The following is a 21,726-nucleotide window of genomic DNA, read 5'->3' on the forward strand; positions in this document are numbered from 1 at the left end:
TCCCATCAATGAAGGAATGTCCATGTTTCGCCGCTGTGCGTTTGCCTTTGCCCTCTTAACCGCTTTGCCTTTCCTGCCATCACAGGCGATGGCGGCGGACAAGCTGTCTGTTCTTCTCGAATGGTTCGTCAACCCTGACCATGCACCGCTGGTTGTCGCTCGCGAAAAGGGTTTTTTCAGCGAGGCCGGTCTTGATGTCGATCTGATCCCCCCGGCTGATCCGGCGGCGCCACCGCGTCTTGTCGCGGCAAAACAGGCAGATATTGCCATCGGCTATCAGCCCAATCTCTACCTCAGCCATGATGAGGGTCTGCCGCTGGTGCGCTTTGGCACCTTGGTGGAAACCCCGCTCAATACGGTGACGGTGCTGGCCGATGGTCCGATCAAAAGCCTGAAGGATTTGAAGGGCAAAAAGGTCGGCTTTTCCGTGGCGGGCTTTGAAGATGCCATGCTCGGCGCCATGCTGAAATCAGAAGGCCTGAAAGCCGATGATGTCGAACTGATCAATGTCAATTTCGCCCTTTCATCATCGCTCATTGCCAAACAGGTGGATGCGACGGTTGGTGGTTACAGGAATTTTGAACTCACCCAAATGGCGCAGGAAGGCCATAAGGGAACGGCGTTCTTCCCGGAGGAGCACGGTGTTCCTGTCTATGATGAACTGATCTTCCTGACGCACCCTGACCTTGCCGGAGACAGCAGGATGAAACGTTTCCTCGAAGCGGTGGAGAAGGGCGCGGTTTATCTGACCAATCACCCGGATGAATCCTGGGCGCTGTTCATCAAGGCCTATCCCGATCTCGATAACCCGCTGAACCTGAAGGCATGGACCGATACTTTGCCGCGTTTTGCCAAGCGTCCCGCTGCGCTCGACCGTAGTCGTTATGAACGGCTCGGTGTGTTCATGCACGATGCCGGACTGATCAAAACCGTACCCAAAGTTGATGATCTGGCCGTTGAACTGCGGTGAAACGTTTCATAGAGGAAGAACAATCATGCCAAAAGTAGATTTTCGTTTGAATGCCATTGTCGATGTTGATGCAATCGGTGGTGACAAGGATTTAGGGCAACTGGCGCTGCAGGCCGCGCGCGGCGGCGCGACCATTATCCAGTATCGCGATAAGAACTCACCGACCCGGCTGATGGTGGAGCGCGCGCGCGCTATCCATGCGGCGCTGAAAGGCACAGGCGTACCCTTGCTCGTCAATGACCGCATTGATGTTGCTCTGGTAGCGGGCGTTGAAGGTGTGCATGTCGGGCGTGAGGACATGCTGGTCAGTGACGCAAGAAAGCTGCTTGGTCCGGATGCCATTATCGGCCTCACCGTGAAAAACGAAACGGACGCACAGGCGGCCATAGCGGCGGATATCGACTACGCCTGTGTAGGCGGCCTGTTCGAGACACCCGCCAAGCACAATCCGGATGGGCCGATTGGCTTTGATGGCTTTGCCCGGCTGGCTGCGATGATCCGGGCAGCAAAGCCGGATCTACCTGTTGGTGCGATCGCTGGCATTGACCTTGGCAGGGTGGCTCCAGCCATTGCGGCGGGAGCAGATGGCGTTGCGATCATTTCGGCAATCTTCCGGCAGGCTGATCCGCGCGCCGCGGCGCAGGCGCTGCGCGATGCTGTCGATGAGGCGTTGAGGGCGACGGCATGACCGCCATTGCCTTGACGATTGCAGGCTCCGATAGCGGCGGCGGCGCTGGTATTCAGGCCGATCTCAAGACGTTCTCGGCGCTTGGTGTTTATGGAACAAGCGTATTGACCGCAATCACGGCGCAGAACACGCGCGGCGTTACCGCCATCGAGAATTTAAGCCCGGGCATCATTCGCGCGCAGATTGATGCGGTTCTCTCGGATATCGCGGTGGGTGCGATCAAGATCGGCATGGTCTCCACCGTGGAAACCATCGATGCTATCGCCGAAGCCTTGAACCGATGGCAACGCAAAGTGGTGCTTGATCCGGTAATGGTTGCAACCTCGGGTGATCCATTGTTACAGCCGGAAGCCATAGAGGCGCTTCGCACGCAGCTTCTGCCATTGGCGCTTGTGCTGACCCCCAATTTGCCTGAGGCCGCGCTCCTGACCGGCACGGATATTGCTCAAGATGAACAGGCAATGGCACGGCAAGCCGAACTGCTGTTGAAGTTTGGCCCGAAGGCGGTGCTGATCAAGGGCGGCCACGGAAACAGCGCCTTGAGTACGGACCTTCTCTTCGACGGTTCGTCCTTACAGCGTTTTGACGGTCCGCGCCTGTCAACAACCCACGATCACGGTACGGGTTGCACGCTGGCAGCCGCCATCGCCAGCGGACTTGCCAAAGGTCACGACCTGCCTACGGCAATCGGCGAGGCAAAGGATTATCTGACGGCAGCCATGGCTGCCGCCGATACGCTTAAAGTGGGTCAGGGGCGCGGGCCTGTTCACCACTTTCATCGTTGGTGGGCGGCGTAGCTGCCGCCCCCGCATTGAGAATGCGCTGATAGAACAGCCCCACACCGACAAGCGAGAGGCCAAGGCCAATAAAGGACAGCGCCCGCAAGATGCCTTCGAGATTTGCCATGTCGAGCAGGAAGACCTTGGCGATGACCAGAAAGACGATCGGAGCCGAGATCAGACGCAACGGCCTGTTCTGCCGCCATGCGCCAAGACCGAAGAGGCCAAGGCCGAACAATAGCCATACGGCGGAATAGGTGAACATCTCAGGCGAATCCACACCCTGTCCCAGATTGATATAGTTGCCCTGGAAGAAGAGACGGATAGTCAGTGTGACCCATGTAAACAGCATGAGGCCCGAGAGGATTGCCAGCGCCATGGCGTAATGTCTGGGGCGGTTCGCCTGTGCCATAACCAGCGGCAAGCCGAACAGTTTTATCTGTGGTTCGCCAAAGGCATTAAGCGCGACGAGTGCTGCCAGAAGGCCGGGCAGCAGATAACCCATGAACAGGCTGTTGAAGACAAATCCGCCAGCGACAAAACCGTCAAACAGCGGATTGAGGAAGATGAAATGCTGACACACGGCAATCAGAATGCCGACATAGCCAACAATCAGTGCAGCAGTGCGATAGAGCCAGTCCTGACCACCACGGCTCAGCATCATCAGCGACAGTGATCCGCCCAAGGCGATGATTGTGTAGAGCGACTGTTCGCTCAATGTGAGATCGCCACTGCTGCTCAATGTGCCGCCATTCATCCAATGGCGAACGAGGATATTGATAAGCACGAAACCCGCCAACACGGCGAGTGCCTGCACGAGGCGGTAGGCCGTATCCTTGATCCCCTTTGCGAGGATGATCTGGGCTGCAATCATAGCCGCGAAGAACCCGCCATAATTGAGCAGAAGCTGGTTGAAGAACGGCGTTGTCGACAAGCGGTCACTGCCGACGATGGTTGGATCAAAGAAAATATGTCCGATGATGACGACCGCAAAGACTGCCGGAGCAAAGCGCAGCACCGGTGCCATGCGCATGCGGGTGGCGAGCGCGTAGACGACGGCAAGTATGCAGGCGGCCAGAACACGCCATTGCGGTTCGAACACGACAAATAGCGCAAGAACGGCAAAGCCGATGGATGCAGTATCAAACAGCCATGCGGGCGAGATTGGCTTGATGTCGTCTTTCCATGCGCGTGCCAGCCACGTCGCAGCGCCAAAGCCGATGATTGCCAGCGCCACGGTCAATATTTCTTCGGTTGAAGCCGGTGTATTGCCGAAGATGTAGATCATCACGATGATCATGACGAATGGAACAGCAGTTCCCAATGCCGCATAGGCAAGTCCGCGTATGATGTCAGGTAGCCGGGCAAGCACGGTTGCCGCAATAACGCCGATAGCTGTGAAAGCAAGCGCAATGAAAATGGCAAAGCTGCGATATTTCATCGGGTCGTAGAGCGATAGGCCTGAATTGTCGAAGCCGCTATCCAAAAACTGGTGCATGTCCAGAAGGGTGAGTGGTACGAGCGAGAGCAGGGCCGCCGGAACAAGGAAGGGCAAGGCACGGCGTATAAAGAGCGGTGCCAGTGTTGATACGGCGATGATGATCGTTGCAAGGATCAGATAGCGCGAGGACGCCAGTCCGAAAAGATCGTGCGAGATATAGCCAAGTCCGAGAAGAACCGCGCCAGCGGCACCCGCTATGGTAACAGGGTCGAAATAGGGCTCCTCTATCCGGTCGAACAGTTTGTAGCTTGGCTTCAGATGGCTAAACACCGATAGAGCCAACAGGCTGACCGTTAAAAGGCCGAGCGCGCCGCCATTGGGCAGGGGATCGAAACCCGTATAGGCCGCGCCCCAGAGCGCTGCGAGAATGATTGCGCCGCCGCCGATCAGTGGCCAGTTTTTCGCGCGCGACAGAACAACCGAGACGAGCGTAACAACCGACAGATAGGTCATGAAACTGTAGGGTGCCGGTGCTTGCGAATTCACCAGAGCCGGGGTGAGGTACGAACCGATAAGGCCAAGCCCGGCAATCCACGGGCCATGTTTGATGGCCAAAGCGAGTGTCGCAAGGCCAACAGCTCCGAGCGCAACAAAGGCAGTGGAGGTGCCGATAAAGCCATAGATGCCATGGGCGGCATAGGCGACGGCAAAGAGTGCCGCCGAACCTGCGGCGGTCAGGACACCGGGAATATAGTCAGGACCGCTAACAGAAAGGCCAAGTGGCTTTTCTTTGCGTCGCAGATATTCACCCGCGCCCAAGAGCAGTAGGCCAAAAAGAGCGCCGAGGCAAAGCCGGATACCGGGGCCAAGCAGCTCATTTTCAATGGAATACTGCACGACGAAGATACCGCCGAGGAAAAGCGCGACACCGCCGATCCAGACTGGCCAGTTGCGGCCAAGCGACCGCTCGAAATCGCCATAGGATTTCTTTTTTGGCTGCTCGACTGGAATGCCGGTTGCAGGCGTCGCTTTGACTGTAACCGGCTCAGCTGAGGGTTTGCCGGACATGATCTCGGCGACCTTTTTGGGGTCGAGTCGAGTGGAGGCGGCTACTGCTCGCATCGGCGGCCCTACGGGCTCGGCGGCGGGTAGCTGGGGTGTGACGACGGTCGTTAAGGGTTCATCTTCCCGGAACCGGCGAGCCGTTTTACTATTCTCGCGCCCTATGGGCGCAGGCTGGAGTGTCCCGGCAATTTGCTGCTGCAATTGCTCAACCTGCTTGCGCAGCACACTGATTTGCTGCCGCGCAGTTGCCGCAACAATAAGCGCGACGATGGAAATAATGATAGAAAGAAACATTCATGTGCCCCCGATTGAGCACACAACGCCATGAATCGGCTAATTATTCAACTAGCGTATTTATAGCCCGTTCAGAATGGGCGGTCCGCAGGAATGGCAACGAGGCTGAGACGGACAGGAGCCGGATCAGCCATTGCAATGGCAGCGGCGGGTTGGATGATTGCGGCTGTCTGCTGCTGGGCAATGGCTGGAACCGGAGCCATGGGCAGGGAAGCAATCTGGGTCGACACGACAGGCGTGCCACCCTTCAGACCGGTTTCTTCGAGCATGCCCTTACGCTTGGCCTGATAGTAATAGCCTCGCGAATAGAGCCGCACGGCCTGATCTGGATTGCGGTCGGCAACGCGATAGGCACCGGCCAGATATTTCACACCATATTTGAGGTTGGTTTCCGCATCGAGCAAGTCTTTGGCGGTGCCATTGTGGCCCATGGCGCGAGCCGTGGACGGCAATAATTGCATCAGGCCCCAATATTTGCCGTTACGCGCTTCCGGGCGGCCACGGCTTTCACGGTGGACGACACGGCGCACAAGTGATTCAGGCACGGCATAAGCGGCTGAATATTGCGAAATAAGGGTGTCGACTGGCGTGCCCGGCGCAGAAAACTTGGCAGGTTCCGCAACCGAAGCCACTTCGACAGCTGCGCTCGGCGTCATCGTTGTGGTTTTGACCGCCGGGCCCGCATAGGCCATCTGGACTGGGGCGTCCGTTACCGTCAATGCAGTGGTGCGGGGGGCTGCAGCAGGAACCGGAATCGACGCTGTAGCGACTGGAAGTGTCGGGTTGCCCGTGGTGCAGGCAGCCAGGGTCAATACCAGACCAAGACAGGCCAGAGGGCGCAGCAATCGAATGTCAGAAACCATTGTCCACCAGTTTTATGCGGCCGTTTACGACCCGTTAATTTTCTCTCTACCCTGTTCGGGGGCATCTGCGGCAATCACTTTGCGCAACAAACTGTAACAAATGCCCTTTCCACAGGCCTGTGCGGCGGTTTTGGGCGGTGAAATTGGTTGCAAAATTGAACAATTGACTCTGTCATATATATCAATGTATCAGTTGAATATTGGTAAGGCCAATTTACCAGTGGTGCGTGTGATCGGGAGGATGTACGCACAGGGGAGGGTCCATGTTTGCAGCCATCCAGCCACGCCGGCTCTACCGGCAGGTCGCCGACCAGATACGCGCGCTCATCGAAAAGGGTGAGTTTGCGGTTGGCGAACGCTTGCCCGGCGAGCGCGAACTGGCTGAACAGCTTGCGGTCTCCCGCCCAACCATACGTGAAGCCCTGATCGCCCTCGAAGTGGAAGGTTTTGTCCATATCCGCATGGGTTCAGGCATCTATGTCATCCAGCAAAGACCACGGCGGAGTGCCTTTCATCCGGAAGATCTGGAGGGCCCATTCGAGCTTCTGCGCGCCCGTTCATTGATTGAATGCGCCATTGCCGAAGAAGCGGCACGGGTGGTTACGCCAGCCCATGTTGCGGCGCTGGATGAGGTGCTGACCCGCATGGCGGGTAATTTCCATAGCCCGCAAATATCCATTGGTTATGACCGGGATTTTCACACGACAATCGCCGGCATCATCGAGAATTCCGCACTGAACCGCTTTGTCGGCGAGTTGTTTGACCAGCGCATGACGCCCTATTTCGAAAAGCTCGCAAGTTATTTTGAAGGTCCGGCGTCGTGGCAGCAGGCGTTCGCCGAACACCGCGCCATTCGTGATGCCATCGCGGCTGGTAATCCTGTGGCGGCCAAAGCGGCCATGCAATTTCATCTTCTGCAATCGCAGGCAAGATTTTCCGAAAGTTTCGGTGAGGAGCCGGACACGGAGAGGGGGCAACCTGAGGGGCGCGCCAAGAGAAGCAACACGATCTGATTTCAATCTGGGAGGAGAAAGACATGAAGATCAAACTGACAGCCATTCTGGGCGCTGTGGCAGCGCTTGCCTTGTCCGCCGCAGCGGCGCAGGCGCAAACAGTGCTCAAATGGGCCCATGTTTACGAAACATCCGAACCGTTCCACACGCAATCGGTCTGGGCCGCCGAAGAAATCAACAAGCGCACCAATGGTCGCTACAAGATCGACGTTTTCCCGGCTTCGCAGCTCGGCAAGGAAGCCGACATCAATCAGGGCCTGAAACTCGGCACCGTTGATATCATCATTTCCGGTTCCAGTTTTGCCGCCCGTGACTTCAAGCCGATTGGCGTTACTTATTTCCCCTATATTTTCCGCAATCCCGAACATCTGATCGCCTATACAAAGAGCGATATTTTCAAGCGTCTGGCCAAGGGCTATGAGGACAAAACGGGCAACCACATTGCCGCCGTCAGCTATTACGGCACGCGGCACACCACATCCAACAAGCCGATTGCCAAATGCTCCGACATGCAGGGCCTGAAAATCCGCGTGCCTGATGTGCCCGCCTATCTTGCCATGCCGCGTGCCTGCGGTGCCAACACCACGCCGATTGCCTTTGCCGAGGTCTATCTCGCCTTGCAGAACGGCACCGTCGAGGCGCAGGAAAACCCGCTGACCACGATTGAAGCGAAAAAGTTTTTCGAGGTGCAGAAGAACATTGTTCTGACCGGCCACATTGTTGATCACCTCAACACGGTGATCTCCAAGACCCGTTGGGCCAGCCTCTCCGATGAAGACAAGAAAATCTTCGGTGATGTGATGCAGGAGGCGGCGGAGAAGACGACGAAGATCATCGAGGACAAGGAAAAGCAACTCGTCACCAGCTTCAAGGAACGCGGTCTGAACGTTACCGAAGTCGACAAGGCTGACTTCGAGAAGAATGTCATGGAAAAAGTGAAGTTCGAAGACTTCGGTTACGAAAAGTCCGATTGGGAAGCCATTCGCGCCATCAATTAATTCTGGCGATGACCGGGGAAACTCTCCGGTCATCTCTCCCCATGGTTTTTGAACGGAGAGATTGCATGACAAAGGAAGTTCATACCCAGACAACCGCCGAGGAACTGGCGCATTCATTTGAAGATGCGGCGCCCAGCGCCAATTTGTCCGATTATGCGGTGGAGGATTGGCTGACGCTGATCATCTTCTGGCTGATGACCGGCTGCGTTTTTCTGCAATTCTTCACGCGATATGTCCTCAACAACAGTTATGCCTGGACAGAGGAAATCGCGATCAACTGCCTGATCGGTGTCGTGTTCCTTGGTTCCGTCATGTGCGTGCGCGTCTCCCGGCATATTCAGGTGGACGTGCTTTACCACTACATTCCGGCACCTCTTGCGCGCGTACTGGCAATTTTCGTTGACCTCGTGCGCATGGGCTTCTTTGTCTACGCCTGCTGGTTGATGTGGCGCTATGTCGACATTGTTGCCGACGAGCAGATGGTCACTGTCGATCTGCCGCGCAATATCGTTTTCTATTCCGTCCTGCTGGCATTCGTCCTGATGCTGTTTCGATCCATTCAGGTTTTCATCAGCAATTTGCGCCGTGGCTATTCCGTTCTGGAACGGCCGGAGGAATTTCAGAAGGTAGAGGATTAATCCATGCTGCTTCTTGTTGGATCGTTTCTTGTTCTCATGATTATCGGCGTGCCGGTTGCCATTTCCATGGCCGTGGCCTCGGTGCTCTATCTCGTCCTCTACGGCGTCGCTCCTGACATTATCGTGGCGCAGCGCATGATTGCCGGTGTTGAAAGTTTTCCGCTGCTCGCCGTGCCTTTCTTCATTCTCGCTGGCAATTTGATGAATTCCGCCGGTGTTACGGGCCGCATCTATGCCTTTGCTGTCGCGCTTGTCGGGTGGATGAAGGGTGGCCTCGCGCAGGTCAATATCATCGGTTCCGTGGTATTCTCCGGCATGTCTGGTACGGCGCTTGCCGATGCGGCGGGTATCGGCACCATCGAAATCAAGGCGATGAAAGACCACGGCTATCCCATCGAGGCAGCCGTTGGCGTGACCGCCGCTTCTGCAACGCTCGGGCCAATCTTCCCGCCATCACTGCCTTTTGTGATTTACGGCATGATGGCTAATGTCTCCATTGGTGCATTGTTCATGGCCGGTATCATGCCCGGTGTTGTCATGACCGTGTTGATGATGCTGACGGTTGCCGTCTTTGCCTATGTTTACAAATGGGGTTCGGACGCACCCTTCGAGATGAAGCAACTGCTTGAGGCAGGGCTCGAAATCCTCGTCGTCTTTTCCATACCGGTCATCATCTACATCGCGACGCTTCTGGGCTTTTCCGTTAATGCCTCGGTTGGTATTGCCCTTCTTATTCTGCTGGCGGTCGACTGGTATTTTGACTTCTCCGCCGTGATGGCCCTGATGACCCCGGTTATTCTGATCGGCGGTATGACCATGGGCTGGTTCACGCCCACTGAAGCCGCTGTAGCAGCTGTGCTCTGGTCATTGTTTCTTGGCCTTGTGCGCTATCGCACCATGACTTTGGCAAGCCTCGCCAAGGCGAGTTTCGACACCATCGAAACAACAGCCTCGGTGCTTTTCATCGTAACGGCGGCATCGGTGTTCGCTTGGTTGCTTACGGTCAGTCAGGCCGCACAATTGCTGTCAGCGACAATCCTGTCGATCACCGATAACAAATGGGTGTTCCTCATCCTCGTCAATCTGCTGATGCTGTTTGTCGGCTGTTTCCTCGATACGATCGCCGCCATTACCATTCTGGTGCCGATCCTGCTGCCGCTTGTCCTCAAATTCGACATTGATCCGGTACATTTCGGGCTGATCATGACGTTGAACCTGATGATCGGCCTGCTGCATCCGCCGCTCGGCATGGTGTTGTTCGTGCTGTCGCGTGTCGCCAAACTTTCGGTTGAGCGTACCACCATGGCAATCCTGCCCTGGCTTGTTCCGCTCTTCATCGCCCTTATTGCCATTACCTTCATACCGGCGATCACCCTGTGGCTGCCGACACAACTGGGACTAATCAAATGAATACCATAGCTGCTACCCTTTTTGGCCCTGAGGATCTGCGTGTTGTCGAAGGTACGCTCTCGACACTGAAGCCCAATATGGTGCGCATCAAATTCGGGGCGGGTGGCATCTGTGGCTCTGATATGCACTATTTCCGCCACGCACGAACCGGCGATTTCGTGGTGACATCGCCGCTCATCCTCGGCCATGAGGTGGCCGGGGAAGTGGCGCAAATCGGGTCCGACGTTGCGGGGCTTGCTATTGGCGACCGGGTTGCAGTCAATCCGTCGCGCTGGTGCGGTACCTGTGTCTATTGTCACGAGGGCCGCGCCAATCTGTGCGAGAATATCTACTTCATGGGTTCCGCCTCAAAGACCCCGCATATGCAGGGCGGTTTCGCCAGTTATTTTGATGCAACACCGGCGCAATGCGTGAAGGTGCCGAAAGATTTTCCGTTTCAGGCAGCGGCGCTGGCCGAACCTCTTGCCGTCTGTCTTCACGCGGTGCGGCGTGCCGGGCATGTCAAAGGCCACTCAGCCATCATCTTTGGGGCGGGGCCTATCGGCCTTCTGACCTTGCTCGCGCTGAAACATGCGGGAGCTGAATCGGTGGCGATGGTTGATCTGGCGGCAGCACCCCTCAAATTCGCGCTTGAACTCGGCGCTAACAAGATATTCGACCTGTCAGAAGGCGAGGAGAAGCTTGCCAAACTGGCTGTGGCAACGCCTTTCGATATTGGCTTTGAAATTTCGGGCACCGCCGCTGGTCTTGCCTCGGCCATACGCACCGTACGGCGTGGCGGTACGGTCGTGCAGGTCGGCAATCTTCCCGGCGGGTCTATTCCCGTGCCTGCCAATGCTGTCATGGCAAGGGAGATCGATCTGAAAGGCACGTTCCGTTTCGGCGAAGAATTCTATGAAGCGGTCGAGTTGATTGTCTCGGGCGAAATTGATGTATTGCGGCTTGTGACGGGTGAATTTCCGCTCAGCGAGGCTCCGGCGGCATTCGCTGAGGCTCTGGACCGGTCCCGTAGCGTCAAGGTTGTACTGACCGCTTGAAGCCCAGCGACAATTTAGTGATGGGAACACCGCTTGGTCTTGATCAAGAAATCAGCTAACAGGATGGCGGTGCAGCGTATTATTAACAATACTACGCTAGAAACTGCCTGTTTGCACTCTTGGAAATCAGACACCGGAAAATGAACGTGCCGCGAGTTTTTTACCCTCTGTCGCTGATGTCGAAATGCCTGGCATTGTTTGTTCTGGTCGTTGGTGTGGCGAGCGGTTGCACCACCACTTCGGCATTGCAGCCCGTAGCGACGACGACCCCAACCATAATGACGGAGAAATCCGCTTCGATCGTCGTGGATAGCAGCACCGGTGCGGTGCTCTATCAGGCGAGTGCCGATCTGCCCCGCATTCCGGCATCCCTCACCAAGATGATGACGTTGTATCTGACCTTCGAGGCGCTGGAATCCGGCCGCCTCACCAAGAATACAATGCTTCCGGTTTCGGCCCATGCCGCATCTCAAGCGCCGAGCAAGCTTGGTTTCAAGCCGGGGCAGTCGATCGACGTAGATACGGCCATCAAGGCCATCGTAATCAAGTCTGCTAATGACGTTGCCGTCGCTCTTGCCGAAGCCCTCGGTGGTTCCGAACCGCAGTTCGCCGCGCTCATGACAGCCAAGGCCCGCCAACTCGGCATGAAGGGGACGACCTTCAATAATGCGTCGGGCTTGCCTGATCCCGCACAGATCACTACTGCCCGGGATATGGCCCTTCTTGGCATGGCACTGCGCAAGCATTTTCCCAACCAATATTACTATTTTGCCCTGCATGAATTCACGTTCAACGGGAAGCTTGTGGAAGGCCACAACCGTGTATTGGCAAAGCTCAATGGTGCTGACGGGATCAAGACAGGCTATGTCCGCGCTTCCGGTTTCAACATTGTCACTTCCGTCTATGACAATGGCCGCCAGCTCGTCGCTGTCGTGATGGGCGGTGATACGGCAAGAGCGCGGGATCAGCAGGTCGTCGATCTGGTCCATAGTTATCTGCCCATGGCCGCCTCACGCTAAGCACCTTCGATCTCCACCCAAGGACTTGCCATGCAACGCGCTTACGTTGCATGGTCCGCAGAAAGCGACTCAGAGTTTAGCGCGATTGTATCGCGCTGATGGGAGGATGATCGCCCGATGTGGTCCTACATGCGCAATCTCAGCAGCAAGGCGCTTGCCTGGATAACAGCTGGTATTGGTGGTTTCGCGGCAATCGCCGTTGCCGTAGCGTTGGGGGTTTCCGAAGCCCGGTCGCCAAATGAAATTCCCAAATTATCGCCAGGGCAATCGCTCGATGCGGGCAGGTGGCAGATCAAACCACTGAAAGTCTGGGCGACCGATCAGAAAATTTATGGTCTGACGCCAAAGCCCGATCAAAAAGCACTGGTATTTGAAGTTGAGTTGATGAACCGGACGGCCCAGTCCGACAGAAGCTATTACAGCGCGTTCCATTTGCCCTCGGAGATTGAAACGAAGGCGGAAAAGCCGATGGTCTATCTTGCGCGCGATCAAGCCTTGATGCCGTCTCTACAGCCGGGTCTGCCGGAAAAACTTGTCTATGTCTGGCTCATACCAGCCACCGCAGTGCCAAAAGGCGATGTATCTCTGAGTATCGAGGCCGATAAATTCAAACCACAGGATAATCTGTACGGGATGCCCGGCTGGTACAACAAATATACCGCGGCTACGGTCAGTTTGCCGCTCGCCGGAGGGCAGGGCTGATGCGCCTTGCCGCTAACATTCTGGCGGTCTGCCTTGCTGTCGCTTTGCTCTATGGCATGCAACAGACGAAGCCACACTATATGGATTTAACCGGCCCCATTCCCGTCTATGGCAAGATGCATGACAAGGTGCTTACCCGCCGCTTCGATGTAACATTGGATCAGGTGGAGTTTGCCCGCGTGCTTACATTCACCCAGTATGGGCAGAGCAAGACCCTGACCACCTCAGGTCTGTGGGCTATCGCAACGGTAGATTTGGCGGCAACAGACGCTTCGACAACAGTGATTGCCGCGACATGGCAGGGACCGACTGGCCTGCGTTACCAGAGGTCTGATCGTCTCGGGACGTTGGCGAGCATGATGCCTCCGATGCTTGAGCCCGGCATGCCCAAAAAGGTCCGTATTGTTTTCGAGATCATTCCCGATCAGGTCAATGGCGCCACATTTGTGCTCGCCAACCAGATCGAACCAAGGCTTGATTCAGAGGCGCGTATTGCCATCAATGATTTCAGAAAATTCAATGATGGCCAGCCGCTCATAGCCGACACCTATGATCTTTCAAAACCCATGCTTGTTTCAGGGAACTGACAAGATGAGCGCTCTATACGAGGAAACACCTGACCTTTCCGAACGCTGTTGGCGACGGCGCAGCCTTTGGGCGCTGATCCTGCTCGTTCCCCTGACTTTGCTTGTTACGTCCTATGATGATCTCAAGGAAATGGGAAAAAGTAACGACTTTCTGCCTGTTGACGTCGCCCCGGGTCAAAGCGCACGCTATGGTGGCAGCGACTGGCAGTTTGTCGAATTCCGCACGGTCACTGATGGCAAAAATTCCAAGTCACTTCCGGAAAATTCAGTACCTGTTATCGCGCGCTTCATTGTCGAGATTGGTGATCCCGATCTGAGAAACCTTTGGGTGATGTGCTCCATCCGGCTTGTCGATGCGTCAGGGCGTTCGTGGTCGCCAACGTCAGTTCCGGGTCTGCCACCTCGGGCCGAGGGTATAGAGACGTGTGTTACCACTATCTTTGCCGGTGTCAGCAAGGGAAACCGGCGGGTGGTGGAGGAAACCTATCTTGTTCCTGCCAATGTGGTTGGTGAGTTGCGGCCGACAATCGGTATGCGCACCGAGCGTCCCTATTATCTGCGCTTTGCCCGCCCGCAATAGGGCTTAGCTTGCAGCTTGTACAGGCTCGGCTACCACGTCCTTGGGTTTGCGGGTCATGGAGAATGCAGTTTCCAGAACAGCGGCCAGAAAGCAGATGCGCAACGGTTCAATCAGAATACCGGTTGAGGAGTCCTGTAGGGAGCTGCCAAACAGAAACGCTACGCCATTCGAAAGCGCGCGCCACACGTCAAATGAATGCGGCCCGATTAGTCTTGCCGTCCCCAGCCATAACCATGCCCCAGCCCATTCGATAAAACGATAACCGAGGATCAATGTCAGGATCAGAAGCAGTCCGGAATTGAGGGTCAGCTTGACGCTGTTGGCGATGGGCAGGTAGCGCGAGCGATAGCCGCCGATGAAATGTTCGATGAAATCACGCAGGAATTTCGGGATCGTTTTATAACGCTCGCCGAAACGTTCGACACGGTGATGGATGCGCAGAAGTTCCTTTTCGTCGCGCACGTCGTAACCATAGACCAACGCCACCATGACGAGCCAAATGACAGGTATCAGCGCATGGAAAAACAGGCTCACCGCAACCGTGCTGAAGGCTTGCGGGGTCTGTTCGACCGGTATGAAACCCACCGCAGCATAGGCAGACGAAACCGGCTCGGAGAGGCTTGCAATCAGTGACTTGAAATAGCCCCACAGATTGCCTTCGCTCAACGCCTTCATCCAGCTGTCTTTCCAGCGGCTGACAATATAGAGACCGATAAAAACCCAGTTTGTCTCGCACACGACCATGATGATCTGCCAGACAGACTGACCGGTCTTTTCCTTCATGATCTTTGCTAGCTGGCGCACCGCCCATGAGACGGCGACGGACAAGAGTATCCATCTGGAATCCAGTACGTCGAGGACATTGCCGCCGCTTTCGCCGAAGGGCATCTGCTCAAGCGCCGCACGCGAATATTGCCGCACGGTATTGGCAAGAAATCCCCATGCGGCGTAATAGGCAAAGAAGGGAATGAGCGCGACGGACACCATGGTAACCAGTCTTGAAAGGCTCTTGCGTGCGGTATCTTCCCCGCTATCAGGCTGTCTCTTTTCTTGAGCCGCATTGAGTGCCGGAAGGCCGGGCCTGATAATCTGGATCATGCAAACGGTGGTTACCAGCTGCGCCAGTGCAACCAATGTCAGCACCGCCAGTCCCGCATAGTGATTGGCGAAGGCGGCATCGACTGCCAATTGCATGAGTATGTTGGAGGCAATGACGCCGAGCAGAACCACGGCAAACAGTTGCGGCCAGAATCTCCACCACAGCCGGAATGTCAGCTTGATAGGCAATACCGCTTCAGCCAGCATGACAGGTCCCTCCCGAATCTCATGCGGACCTTAGCAAAATTGACGGCCCTGTCACCCTTGGGCGCGCTTTGGATTTCTGTCGCAAAGGACAGACAATGAAAAACTGCGCCGGATATCCAGCGCAGTTTGCTTGGCGTAATCAGCGTTCTGGTTAGCAGGCGGCAAGAGCCGTTGTAGCCGCGCGCCGGTCAAGTGCCTGGCTCCAGATCGTCAGGCCAAGAGCACCGACCACGAGGATCGCACCGACCCATGGTGTAGCGCCAAGGCCAAGCGGCGAAGCCACGATAAGGCCACCGAGGAATGCACCACCGGCAATGCCGAGGTTGAAGGCGGCGATGTTGAGAGCAGATGCCACATCGACGGTCTCCGGCGTGTGTATCTTGGCAAGCTGCACCACATAGAGCTGCAAACCGGGCACGTTTGAGAAGGACAGTCCACCAAGTGCAGCAAGTGTGACCAGTGACCAGATCGGCGATACAGCCGTGAAGGTGAAGATTGCAAGCACGAGAGCCTGCAGGGCGAACATTACAATCAGCGCGCCAACCGGGTTGCCGTCGGCAACGCGTCCGCCAACCATATTACCCACGGCAATCGACAGGCCATAGAGCACGAGGATGAGGCTGACTGTTGAACCGGCATAGCCTGTGATTTCCTGCAATACCGGTGCAAGGAACGTGAACATCACGAATGTACCGCCATAACCAAGAGCCGTCATGGCAAAGGCAAGAAGCAGGCGGCCACTGCCGAGAACACGCACCTGATCAATCAGGCGGGCAGGAGCGGCCTTGGCGATCTTCGAAGGCAGAAGCATGGCAATGGCGAGGAATGCAATGACGCCGAGGGCAGCGACAGCCCAGAATGTTGCACGCCAGCCGAGCTGCTGACCGATAAAGGTGCCAAGCGGAACGCCGGTAACGATGGCAACGGTCAAGCCGAGGAACATCATGGCAATGGCCGATGCGCGCTTATTGGGCGCAACCAGATCAGCGGCAATTGTCGCGCCGACGGAGAAGAACACACCATGCGCAAAAGCGCTCAGGACACGGGCAACCAGCAGTAGCTCATAGGTCGGTGACAGGGCCGCAGCCGTATTGCCGACGATGAAAAGGGCCATGAGACCAAGCAGCAATGGCTTGCGTTCAATCTTGCCGGTGAGGGCGGTCAGAACAGGTGCGCCGAAAGTGACGCCAAGCGCATAAACACTGACGATAAGTCCGGCGAGTGGCAGGGTGATGCCGAGATCACCGGCAACGGTAGGCAGGAGGCCGACGATCACGAACTCTGTCGTGCCGATGGCATAGGCGCTGATTGTCAACGCCAGAAGTGCGAGAGGCATTGTCTTATCCTTTGAAATGGCAGGTCAGATTTCAGTCCGGCCCGTAAATGGAATGATGACGGATAGCGATCCGGTTGCGCTGAATATGGTCGAAGTGCATTCCATTGATAATCCGGTGATATTGCGTGACACCCGTGAATTAAATTCATAAATCAAACAATTGCCGCCTAAGACTTGTTATCGCGCGCCGTTTCATGAAAACTCGCAGCAATCGAGGCACTCCATGACGCGTGATCTGCCAATCCTATATTCCTTTCGCCGCTGCCCCTATGCCATGCGGGCAAGGCTGGCTGTCCACGCCTCGCATCAGACCTGCGAGCTGCGGGAAATCATGCTGAGGGACAAGGCACCAGAGTTTCTGGCCGTCTCACCCTCGGGAACCGTGCCCATGCTGCTATTGCCGGATGGCACGGTCATCGATGAAAGCCTCGACATCATGCGCTGGACCCTAAGCCAGCACGATCCCGAACATTGGCTTGGGGTGGATGATGGCGGCTGGATTGCCCGCAATGATGGACCATTCAAGCGCAGTCTTGACCGCTATAAATATCCGGCGCGTTTTGAAAAGATCGATCCGCTTGCCGAACGGGCGAAGGCATTGGCCATTCTGGATGATTATGAAGAGCGCCTCGCCTGGTCGCGCTATCTCTTCGGTGCATCACCATCGCTTGCTGATATGGCAATCCTGCCCTTTGTCAGGCAATTTGCCAGTGTGGATACGGATTGGTGGGACGCACTTGCCCGGCCCAATGTGAAACGCTGGCTGGGCGAGTTTGTATCATCCGGCCGGTTTGAAGCCGTCATGCTCAAATATCCGAAATGGCAGGCGGGTGATGCGCCTACGCTGTTCGGTCAGTAGCAGCAGGTGAGGTCTGTGGCACGCGCGGAACACTCCTGTTTTTCAGGTTCAGAAGATTGCCTGAAAGGATCAGCGCTGCCCCGAGCGCGGTATAGATATCAATCCGCTCCGCATAGATAAGCCAGCCGAGCACCGCCGTGAGAGGTACACGCAGGAAGTCCATCGGGATCACGATGGTGGCATCCGCATAGAGCAGGGCTTTTGCCATGCAGAAATGCGAAAAAGTGCCTGTGAAAGCAATGATAACAATCCACGGCCATGCATGCACAGTCGGCCATTGCCAGACATGCAGCGCTGGCAGCAATCCGATACCGGACTGGATGACCAGCATCCAGAAGATGATTTTCACCACGCTTTCCGTGCGGGTCAACGATTTGACCATGGTGAAGGAGATGCCGAACGTGAAGGCCGCTCCAAGCACGATCAGCTGGCCAACTTCAATCGTCCCAACGCCGGGTCGCACGATAATGATGACACCGACAATGCCAAGCAGGATTGTCAGCGTTCGCAAAAGGTTCATCCGCTCGCCAAGAAAGGCGACAGCCATGACCGCTGTCCACGCAGGCGTCGTAAATTCAATGGCGATTACCTGCGCCAGCGGGATGAGGGATAGGGCCTGCAGCCACGCAAACTGACCGGCATAATGCGCGGCATTGCGGCCAAGATGCTCCCAGATGCGGCCTGTCTTCATCGCCCGCACGCCGCCGGAGGAGCGGATCAGCGGGTAGAGCATGGCCAGCCCGATCAGCGAGCGCATTTCCATGATCTGGAAGACGTTGAGTTCTTTTGATGCTTCCCGGCCCGAAATTGCCATCAGGAGAATGGCAGTCAACGACCCGGTCATCCAGAACGCAGCCTTCAGGTTCGACGGCTTGAATTCCATGATGGATTATTTGGCGTAGACGCTGGCGAAATCGGCAAAGCCTTTGACTTCGATGGGATTGCCTGATGGATCGCGAAAGAACATCGTCCATTGCTCGCCGGGTTCGCCCTTGAACCGCACCACCGGTGGCATGACGAAATCAACCTTCGCCCCTTTCAACCGTTCCGCAAGGACGTTCCAGTCTTCCAGTGGCAGGATCACGCCGAGGTGCGGCATGGGCACCATATGGTCGCCAACCTTGCCCGTATTGGTTGTTTCGAACGGCTTGCCCAGATGCAGCGAAATCTGGTGACCGAAGAAGTCGAAGTCGACCCAGCTATCCGTGCTCCGCCCCTCCTCGCAGCCAAGAATGCCGCCGTAGAAGCCGCGTGCTTCATCGAGATCATGGACGTGATAGGCAAGATGAAACAGCGAGCGCATGGGAAGAATCCTGAGAAGCGGGAGTGATGACAACGCTATCAGCAAGTTTACGGGCAATGCAACGCATGACAGTTCGAAATGCTGCGAAACATTGTCCTGCCGGGAGCAATCAGCAATCTTGCCGGGGTCTAATTACCTGCTTTCATGGAACAAAATAGCCAGCGAAGAGTTTTGTCAGGCTACGATTGTTCAGATCCCGAAAACAGGAAGTTTGTGATGTCCATACTTATCAGCCTTTTGATCACCGTTCTGGTGATTTTTCTTGTGCTCTATCTTGTCCAGATGCTGCCGCTTGATGGCCGCGCCAAGCAGATCGTTCAGGTGATCGTTGTGGTGATTGGTATTATCTCGTTGCTGCGTTATCTCGCAATCTTCTAAGGATCACTATGGCGGGGCTTTTGAGCCCCGTCTTTTCACATTTTTATCTCGTCTATGTGGCTGAGCACCCAGTCGCGGAACGCGCGGATTTTTGGAACGTTGCGCCGCGCCTCCGGGTACACAAGCCAATAAGCGTGCTTGCCTGACCCCACAACATCGAACGGTTGGATAAGCTGTCCTTGTTGTAGTTCCGATTGGAAAAAGACCGGCGTCAATATGCCGACGCCTTGTCCAGCCAATACTGCCCGTCCCTCCAGATGCTGATCACCCAGCCGGTTGCGCACATCGCCGCGCAGCTCCGGCTTTTCGATGCCGACGAGCTTGAACCAGATGGTCCACCATGGATCACCGGGGTCAAGCACCGGCAGTTTGAGAATATCCTGCGGTGTTTTGATGCCACCTATGGAGGCCGCCAGCGCAGGCGACAGCATTGGCGTGAAATTCGCATAGAAGAGCTTGTGGCAGACCAAGCCGGGCCATTTTGTCTCACCGCTGCGAATGCCCACATCGGCCTCCTGACGGGCAAAATCCAGCATGTCCCGGGTGGATTTCAATCGTACAGCAAGTGAAGGGTGCTCCATCTGAAACGAACCGAGGCGTGGAACCAGCCATGTGGCGGCAAAGGTCGGGATGGTCGTGATGGTCAGGACACCATCAGCGCTTTCCCGTGTTGTCGCAAAAGCGGCGCGCAGGATTTCGAAGGCTTCGGTCGTTGAAGGTGCCAGCCGCGCGCCCACCTCAGTCAGCACCACCTGCCGCGGCAACCGCAGAAACAATGCCGTGCCGACGCGCTCTTCCAGAAGCTTTATCTGATAGCTGACGGCGGCCTGTGTCATGCCGAGTTCTTCCGCCGCCTTGGTAAAATTGCCATGACGGGCAGCGGCTTCAAAAACCCGGATGGCGGCAAGGGGTGGAAGATTCATGATGGCGATCCATAAGGTGTACTTATGGAAGATACTCGCGGTTTTGTTGGAAAACAAGCGCGATCAGGCGCATCTATTCTCCACCCAAGACGCGGATGCGCGTAGAACCCGGAGTTGAGGTTATGAACCCATCGCCATCACACTGCACACATATAGACAATACCAGCTCCCGTTGGGGCTGGCTTGTGAACATTGGACGATTGCTGGCCCGGCCAACAGTGCCTCCAACCCTCAATGCTACGGATTTTTCCAGTCACATGCTGCGTGACATGGGCATGCTGGATGGTCGACCCCTACGCGGCGAGGCTCCTGCATCCCATGATGATCTACAGAAAGATATCTTCAAAGGGTCTGTCTGAGCGTGCCCGTCAGGAATCAAAATCCACTTCAAGCTGCTTCTCGAGGGCCACGAGGTCCTCGGGAAGCGGCATTCCCATGGCTTTCAGTTCGTTGAGGTGCTCGCGCAAGCTTTCATGAATTTCATGAGCGTCCGCTGGCCGCTGCACCATCTCTTCAAGCAAGAGTGCGATCTGTGCCTTGATGTCTTCGAACGCCATGGTTTTTCCTCTCAATTCATCTGCAATGCCTGCTTCCACACCCAGGGGCATGCTAGCAGATTAGGCCATCAACGCATATCATTTCGATGACATTTGAGCGTTTGCGGCGCTACTCCGCGCCGGAATACTGGCTATCGGAAACCTTTTCCATCCATTCGACGGCATTGCCATCCAGTGCTTCCTGCATGGCAATATGTGACATGGAATTTGCCGGGCCTGCGCCATGCCAATGTTTTTCTCCCGGTGGAATCCAAACCACGTCTCCGGCTTTGATTTCACGGATTTTTTCACCCCAGACCTGCGCCAGTCCAGAACCCGAAACCACATAAAGGGTCTGGCCGAGTGGATGGGTGTGCCATGCGGTGCGGGCGCCGGGTTCAAAATGCACGACGACGGAGATCAGCCGCGCTGGCGCTGGGGCCTGAATGATCGGGTCCTGCCACACCGTTCCGGTGAACCAGTCTTCCGGCGCGCGGCGTGAGGGTATGGAGCCGCAAGTCTTTACGTCCATTCGGTTTCTCCTGCTGGGTCGGGCGCATTGGCCGCGATGGGGTTCTCGCGCAATGGAATAGTGTTAGCCGAGGCGATGATCGAATCGAGAAAACCCGGAAATCGCCCCTCCAGATCGACACGGCGCAAGGTCAGCAGCCGCTTCGTCCCATCAGGCCGCACATTGATCACACCCGCTTCCCGCAGCTTGGCCACATGATAGCTCAGAGCGGTTTTGGAGCCGAGTTCAAGAAATTGGCCGCATGTCATGGCGCGTTCACCGTTACGCGCAAGAATAGCGATGATGTTCAGACGTGTCTCATCGCCAAGTGCTGTGAGGATGGCTGGAAGCGAAATCTCTTCGGCGTCCGGATGAAAAAGCGGATGGGTCATGGCTTCTACCTAGCAACATCAGGCGAAAAGTTCAATGTTCAATAATCGTTGAACTTTGTTCTTGACTTCACATCCCGGTGAGTTCAATAGTTCAAGGAT

The 21,726-nt window shown here is 56.0% G+C and carries 24 protein-coding genes; 14 read left to right on the plus strand and 10 right to left on the minus strand.

The window, feature by feature from the left end:
- Positions 1–22: 22 nt before the first annotated feature.
- The 3 genes from AB4Y96_RS06225 to thiD are packed head-to-tail and all read left to right on the plus strand — an operon-like array spanning position 23 to position 2,455.
- Positions 23–970, plus strand: coding sequence for an ABC transporter substrate-binding protein (locus tag AB4Y96_RS06225; RefSeq protein ID WP_441916403.1), 948 nt, complete (start codon positions 23–25; stop codon positions 968–970).
- A 25-nt stretch (positions 971–995) separates the two neighbouring features.
- On the plus strand, positions 996–1,658 hold the full coding sequence (gene thiE / locus AB4Y96_RS06230) for a thiamine phosphate synthase (protein ID WP_441916294.1): 663 nt from the start codon (positions 996–998) through the stop codon (positions 1,656–1,658).
- Positions 1,655–2,455: a bifunctional hydroxymethylpyrimidine kinase/phosphomethylpyrimidine kinase gene (gene thiD / locus AB4Y96_RS06235; protein ID WP_441916295.1), complete on the plus strand. Its 801-nt coding sequence runs from the start codon at positions 1,655–1,657 to the stop codon at positions 2,453–2,455. The genes thiE and thiD overlap by 4 nt, the downstream gene beginning before the upstream one ends.
- Here thiD and AB4Y96_RS06240 read toward each other — a convergent pair.
- Both AB4Y96_RS06240 and AB4Y96_RS06245 read right to left on the minus strand, forming a co-directional pair.
- On the minus strand, positions 2,397–5,237 hold the full coding sequence (locus AB4Y96_RS06240; protein ID WP_441916296.1) for a DUF2339 domain-containing protein: 2,841 nt from the start codon (positions 5,235–5,237) through the stop codon (positions 2,397–2,399). The two genes, thiD and AB4Y96_RS06240, sit on opposite strands and share 59 nt — an antisense overlap.
- A gap of 71 nt (positions 5,238–5,308) precedes the next feature.
- Positions 5,309–6,100, minus strand: coding sequence for a transglycosylase SLT domain-containing protein (locus AB4Y96_RS06245; RefSeq protein WP_441916297.1), 792 nt, complete (start codon positions 6,098–6,100; stop codon positions 5,309–5,311).
- Positions 6,101–6,363: 263 nt separating this feature from the next.
- Between AB4Y96_RS06245 and AB4Y96_RS06250 the strand changes: the two genes are divergently transcribed.
- From AB4Y96_RS06250 to AB4Y96_RS06290, 9 genes are all read left to right on the plus strand, one after another.
- Entirely contained in the window at positions 6,364–7,113 is a 750-nt protein-coding gene (locus AB4Y96_RS06250; RefSeq protein ID WP_441916298.1) for a FadR/GntR family transcriptional regulator, read from the plus strand.
- 23 nt (positions 7,114–7,136) lie between these two features.
- Positions 7,137–8,111 (plus strand): sialic acid TRAP transporter substrate-binding protein SiaP, encoded by a 975-nt coding sequence (locus AB4Y96_RS06255; RefSeq protein ID WP_441916299.1) that lies wholly within the window; start codon positions 7,137–7,139, stop codon positions 8,109–8,111.
- A gap of 65 nt (positions 8,112–8,176) precedes the next feature.
- The gene (locus AB4Y96_RS06260) at positions 8,177–8,749 is read left to right on the plus strand and encodes a TRAP transporter small permease (protein WP_441916300.1); all 573 of its coding nucleotides are present in this window, start codon (positions 8,177–8,179) and stop codon (positions 8,747–8,749) included.
- A 3-nt stretch (positions 8,750–8,752) separates the two neighbouring features.
- Positions 8,753–10,159, plus strand: a complete 1,407-nt coding sequence (locus tag AB4Y96_RS06265; protein ID WP_091878780.1) for a TRAP transporter large permease — start codon at positions 8,753–8,755, stop codon at positions 10,157–10,159.
- Positions 10,156–11,196 (plus strand): L-idonate 5-dehydrogenase, encoded by a 1,041-nt coding sequence (locus AB4Y96_RS06270; protein WP_441916301.1) that lies wholly within the window; start codon positions 10,156–10,158, stop codon positions 11,194–11,196. Before AB4Y96_RS06265 ends, AB4Y96_RS06270 begins: the two co-directional genes overlap by 4 nt.
- Before the next feature lie 146 nt (positions 11,197–11,342).
- Positions 11,343–12,215 carry a D-alanyl-D-alanine carboxypeptidase family protein gene (locus AB4Y96_RS06275; protein WP_441916302.1) on the plus strand — a complete coding sequence of 291 codons (873 nt, stop codon included), beginning with the start codon at positions 11,343–11,345 and terminating at the stop codon, positions 12,213–12,215.
- Positions 12,216–12,332: 117 nt separating this feature from the next.
- Positions 12,333–12,917 carry a hypothetical protein gene (locus AB4Y96_RS06280; RefSeq protein ID WP_441916303.1) on the plus strand — a complete coding sequence of 195 codons (585 nt, stop codon included), beginning with the start codon at positions 12,333–12,335 and terminating at the stop codon, positions 12,915–12,917.
- Positions 12,917–13,504 carry a hypothetical protein gene (locus AB4Y96_RS06285; protein ID WP_441916304.1) on the plus strand — a complete coding sequence of 196 codons (588 nt, stop codon included), beginning with the start codon at positions 12,917–12,919 and terminating at the stop codon, positions 13,502–13,504. The genes AB4Y96_RS06280 and AB4Y96_RS06285 overlap by 1 nt, the downstream gene beginning before the upstream one ends.
- A 4-nt stretch (positions 13,505–13,508) precedes the next feature.
- Complete coding sequence (locus AB4Y96_RS06290) at positions 13,509–14,084, plus strand: hypothetical protein (RefSeq protein ID WP_441916305.1); 576 nt, start codon at positions 13,509–13,511, stop codon at positions 14,082–14,084.
- A gap of 3 nt (positions 14,085–14,087) precedes the next feature.
- On the opposite strand, the gene AB4Y96_RS06295 is transcribed toward AB4Y96_RS06290, so the two are convergent.
- Both AB4Y96_RS06295 and AB4Y96_RS06300 read right to left on the minus strand, forming a co-directional pair.
- Entirely contained in the window at positions 14,088–15,389 is a 1,302-nt protein-coding gene (locus AB4Y96_RS06295) for a hypothetical protein (RefSeq protein ID WP_441916306.1), read from the minus strand.
- 151 nt (positions 15,390–15,540) lie between these two features.
- Positions 15,541–16,725 carry an MFS transporter gene (locus AB4Y96_RS06300; RefSeq protein ID WP_441916307.1) on the minus strand — a complete coding sequence of 395 codons (1,185 nt, stop codon included), beginning with the start codon at positions 16,723–16,725 and terminating at the stop codon, positions 15,541–15,543.
- Positions 16,726–16,948: 223 nt separating this feature from the next.
- Between AB4Y96_RS06300 and AB4Y96_RS06305 the strand changes: the two genes are divergently transcribed.
- Positions 16,949–17,584, plus strand: coding sequence for a glutathione S-transferase (locus AB4Y96_RS06305; RefSeq protein WP_441916308.1), 636 nt, complete (start codon positions 16,949–16,951; stop codon positions 17,582–17,584).
- Here AB4Y96_RS06305 and AB4Y96_RS06310 read toward each other — a convergent pair.
- Together AB4Y96_RS06310 and AB4Y96_RS06315 are read right to left on the minus strand one after the other, a co-directional pair.
- Complete coding sequence (locus tag AB4Y96_RS06310) at positions 17,565–18,467, minus strand: DMT family transporter (protein WP_441916309.1); 903 nt, start codon at positions 18,465–18,467, stop codon at positions 17,565–17,567. The two genes, AB4Y96_RS06305 and AB4Y96_RS06310, sit on opposite strands and share 20 nt — an antisense overlap.
- A 6-nt stretch (positions 18,468–18,473) precedes the next feature.
- Positions 18,474–18,887, minus strand: a complete 414-nt coding sequence (locus tag AB4Y96_RS06315; RefSeq protein WP_441916310.1) for a VOC family protein — start codon at positions 18,885–18,887, stop codon at positions 18,474–18,476.
- Between the two features lie 216 nt (positions 18,888–19,103).
- Between AB4Y96_RS06315 and AB4Y96_RS06320 the strand changes: the two genes are divergently transcribed.
- Positions 19,104–19,265, plus strand: a complete 162-nt coding sequence (locus AB4Y96_RS06320) for a Thivi_2564 family membrane protein (RefSeq protein ID WP_091878764.1) — start codon at positions 19,104–19,106, stop codon at positions 19,263–19,265.
- 35 nt (positions 19,266–19,300) lie between these two features.
- Here AB4Y96_RS06320 and AB4Y96_RS06325 read toward each other — a convergent pair whose 3' ends face one another.
- From AB4Y96_RS06325 to AB4Y96_RS06340, 4 genes are all read right to left on the minus strand, one after another.
- Positions 19,301–20,188, minus strand: a complete 888-nt coding sequence (locus AB4Y96_RS06325) for a LysR substrate-binding domain-containing protein (protein WP_091878762.1) — start codon at positions 20,186–20,188, stop codon at positions 19,301–19,303.
- Positions 20,189–20,556: 368 nt separating this feature from the next.
- Positions 20,557–20,745 (minus strand): hypothetical protein, encoded by a 189-nt coding sequence (locus AB4Y96_RS06330; RefSeq protein WP_091878761.1) that lies wholly within the window; start codon positions 20,743–20,745, stop codon positions 20,557–20,559.
- A 109-nt stretch (positions 20,746–20,854) separates the two neighbouring features.
- Positions 20,855–21,256 (minus strand): (R)-mandelonitrile lyase, encoded by a 402-nt coding sequence (locus AB4Y96_RS06335; RefSeq protein ID WP_441916311.1) that lies wholly within the window; start codon positions 21,254–21,256, stop codon positions 20,855–20,857.
- The gene (locus tag AB4Y96_RS06340) at positions 21,247–21,627 is read right to left on the minus strand and encodes an ArsR/SmtB family transcription factor (protein ID WP_441916312.1); all 381 of its coding nucleotides are present in this window, start codon (positions 21,625–21,627) and stop codon (positions 21,247–21,249) included. The genes AB4Y96_RS06335 and AB4Y96_RS06340 overlap by 10 nt, the downstream gene beginning before the upstream one ends.
- Positions 21,628–21,726: the final 99 nt, after the last annotated feature.

It is taken from the genome of Phyllobacterium sp. TAF24 (genome assembly GCF_052113785.1).
GTDB lineage: Bacteria > Pseudomonadota > Alphaproteobacteria > Rhizobiales > Rhizobiaceae > Phyllobacterium.

Excerpts from the sequence above, each read along its gene's own strand:
- AB4Y96_RS06255 (WP_441916299.1), top strand. The coding sequence starts at position 7,137 with ATGAAGATCAAACTGACAGCCATTCTGGGCGCTGTGGCAGCGCTTGCC.
- AB4Y96_RS06335 (WP_441916311.1), bottom strand. The coding sequence starts at position 21,256 with ATGGACGTAAAGACTTGCGGCTCCATACCCTCACGCCGCGCGCCGGAA.
- AB4Y96_RS06340 (WP_441916312.1), bottom strand. The coding sequence starts at position 21,627 with ATGACCCATCCGCTTTTTCATCCGGACGCCGAAGAGATTTCGCTTCCA.
- AB4Y96_RS06265 (WP_091878780.1), top strand. The coding sequence starts at position 8,753 with ATGCTGCTTCTTGTTGGATCGTTTCTTGTTCTCATGATTATCGGCGTG.
- AB4Y96_RS06300 (WP_441916307.1), bottom strand. The coding sequence starts at position 16,725 with ATGCCTCTCGCACTTCTGGCGTTGACAATCAGCGCCTATGCCATCGGC.
- thiD (WP_441916295.1), top strand. The coding sequence starts at position 1,655 with ATGACCGCCATTGCCTTGACGATTGCAGGCTCCGATAGCGGCGGCGGC.
- AB4Y96_RS06240 (WP_441916296.1), bottom strand. The coding sequence starts at position 5,237 with ATGTTTCTTTCTATCATTATTTCCATCGTCGCGCTTATTGTTGCGGCA.
- AB4Y96_RS06315 (WP_441916310.1), bottom strand. The coding sequence starts at position 18,887 with ATGCGCTCGCTGTTTCATCTTGCCTATCACGTCCATGATCTCGATGAA.
- thiE (WP_441916294.1), top strand. The coding sequence starts at position 996 with ATGCCAAAAGTAGATTTTCGTTTGAATGCCATTGTCGATGTTGATGCA.
- AB4Y96_RS06245 (WP_441916297.1), bottom strand. The coding sequence starts at position 6,100 with ATGGTTTCTGACATTCGATTGCTGCGCCCTCTGGCCTGTCTTGGTCTG.
- AB4Y96_RS06320 (WP_091878764.1), top strand. The coding sequence starts at position 19,104 with ATGTCCATACTTATCAGCCTTTTGATCACCGTTCTGGTGATTTTTCTT.
- AB4Y96_RS06305 (WP_441916308.1), top strand. The coding sequence starts at position 16,949 with ATGACGCGTGATCTGCCAATCCTATATTCCTTTCGCCGCTGCCCCTAT.
- AB4Y96_RS06295 (WP_441916306.1), bottom strand. The coding sequence starts at position 15,389 with ATGCTGGCTGAAGCGGTATTGCCTATCAAGCTGACATTCCGGCTGTGG.
- AB4Y96_RS06325 (WP_091878762.1), bottom strand. The coding sequence starts at position 20,188 with ATGAATCTTCCACCCCTTGCCGCCATCCGGGTTTTTGAAGCCGCTGCC.
- AB4Y96_RS06290 (WP_441916305.1), top strand. The coding sequence starts at position 13,509 with ATGAGCGCTCTATACGAGGAAACACCTGACCTTTCCGAACGCTGTTGG.
- AB4Y96_RS06250 (WP_441916298.1), top strand. The coding sequence starts at position 6,364 with ATGTTTGCAGCCATCCAGCCACGCCGGCTCTACCGGCAGGTCGCCGAC.
- AB4Y96_RS06280 (WP_441916303.1), top strand. The coding sequence starts at position 12,333 with ATGTGGTCCTACATGCGCAATCTCAGCAGCAAGGCGCTTGCCTGGATA.
- AB4Y96_RS06270 (WP_441916301.1), top strand. The coding sequence starts at position 10,156 with ATGAATACCATAGCTGCTACCCTTTTTGGCCCTGAGGATCTGCGTGTT.
- AB4Y96_RS06285 (WP_441916304.1), top strand. The coding sequence starts at position 12,917 with ATGCGCCTTGCCGCTAACATTCTGGCGGTCTGCCTTGCTGTCGCTTTG.
- AB4Y96_RS06330 (WP_091878761.1), bottom strand. The coding sequence starts at position 20,745 with ATGGCGTTCGAAGACATCAAGGCACAGATCGCACTCTTGCTTGAAGAG.
- AB4Y96_RS06225 (WP_441916403.1), top strand. The coding sequence starts at position 23 with ATGTTTCGCCGCTGTGCGTTTGCCTTTGCCCTCTTAACCGCTTTGCCT.
- AB4Y96_RS06310 (WP_441916309.1), bottom strand. The coding sequence starts at position 18,467 with ATGGAATTCAAGCCGTCGAACCTGAAGGCTGCGTTCTGGATGACCGGG.
- AB4Y96_RS06260 (WP_441916300.1), top strand. The coding sequence starts at position 8,177 with ATGACAAAGGAAGTTCATACCCAGACAACCGCCGAGGAACTGGCGCAT.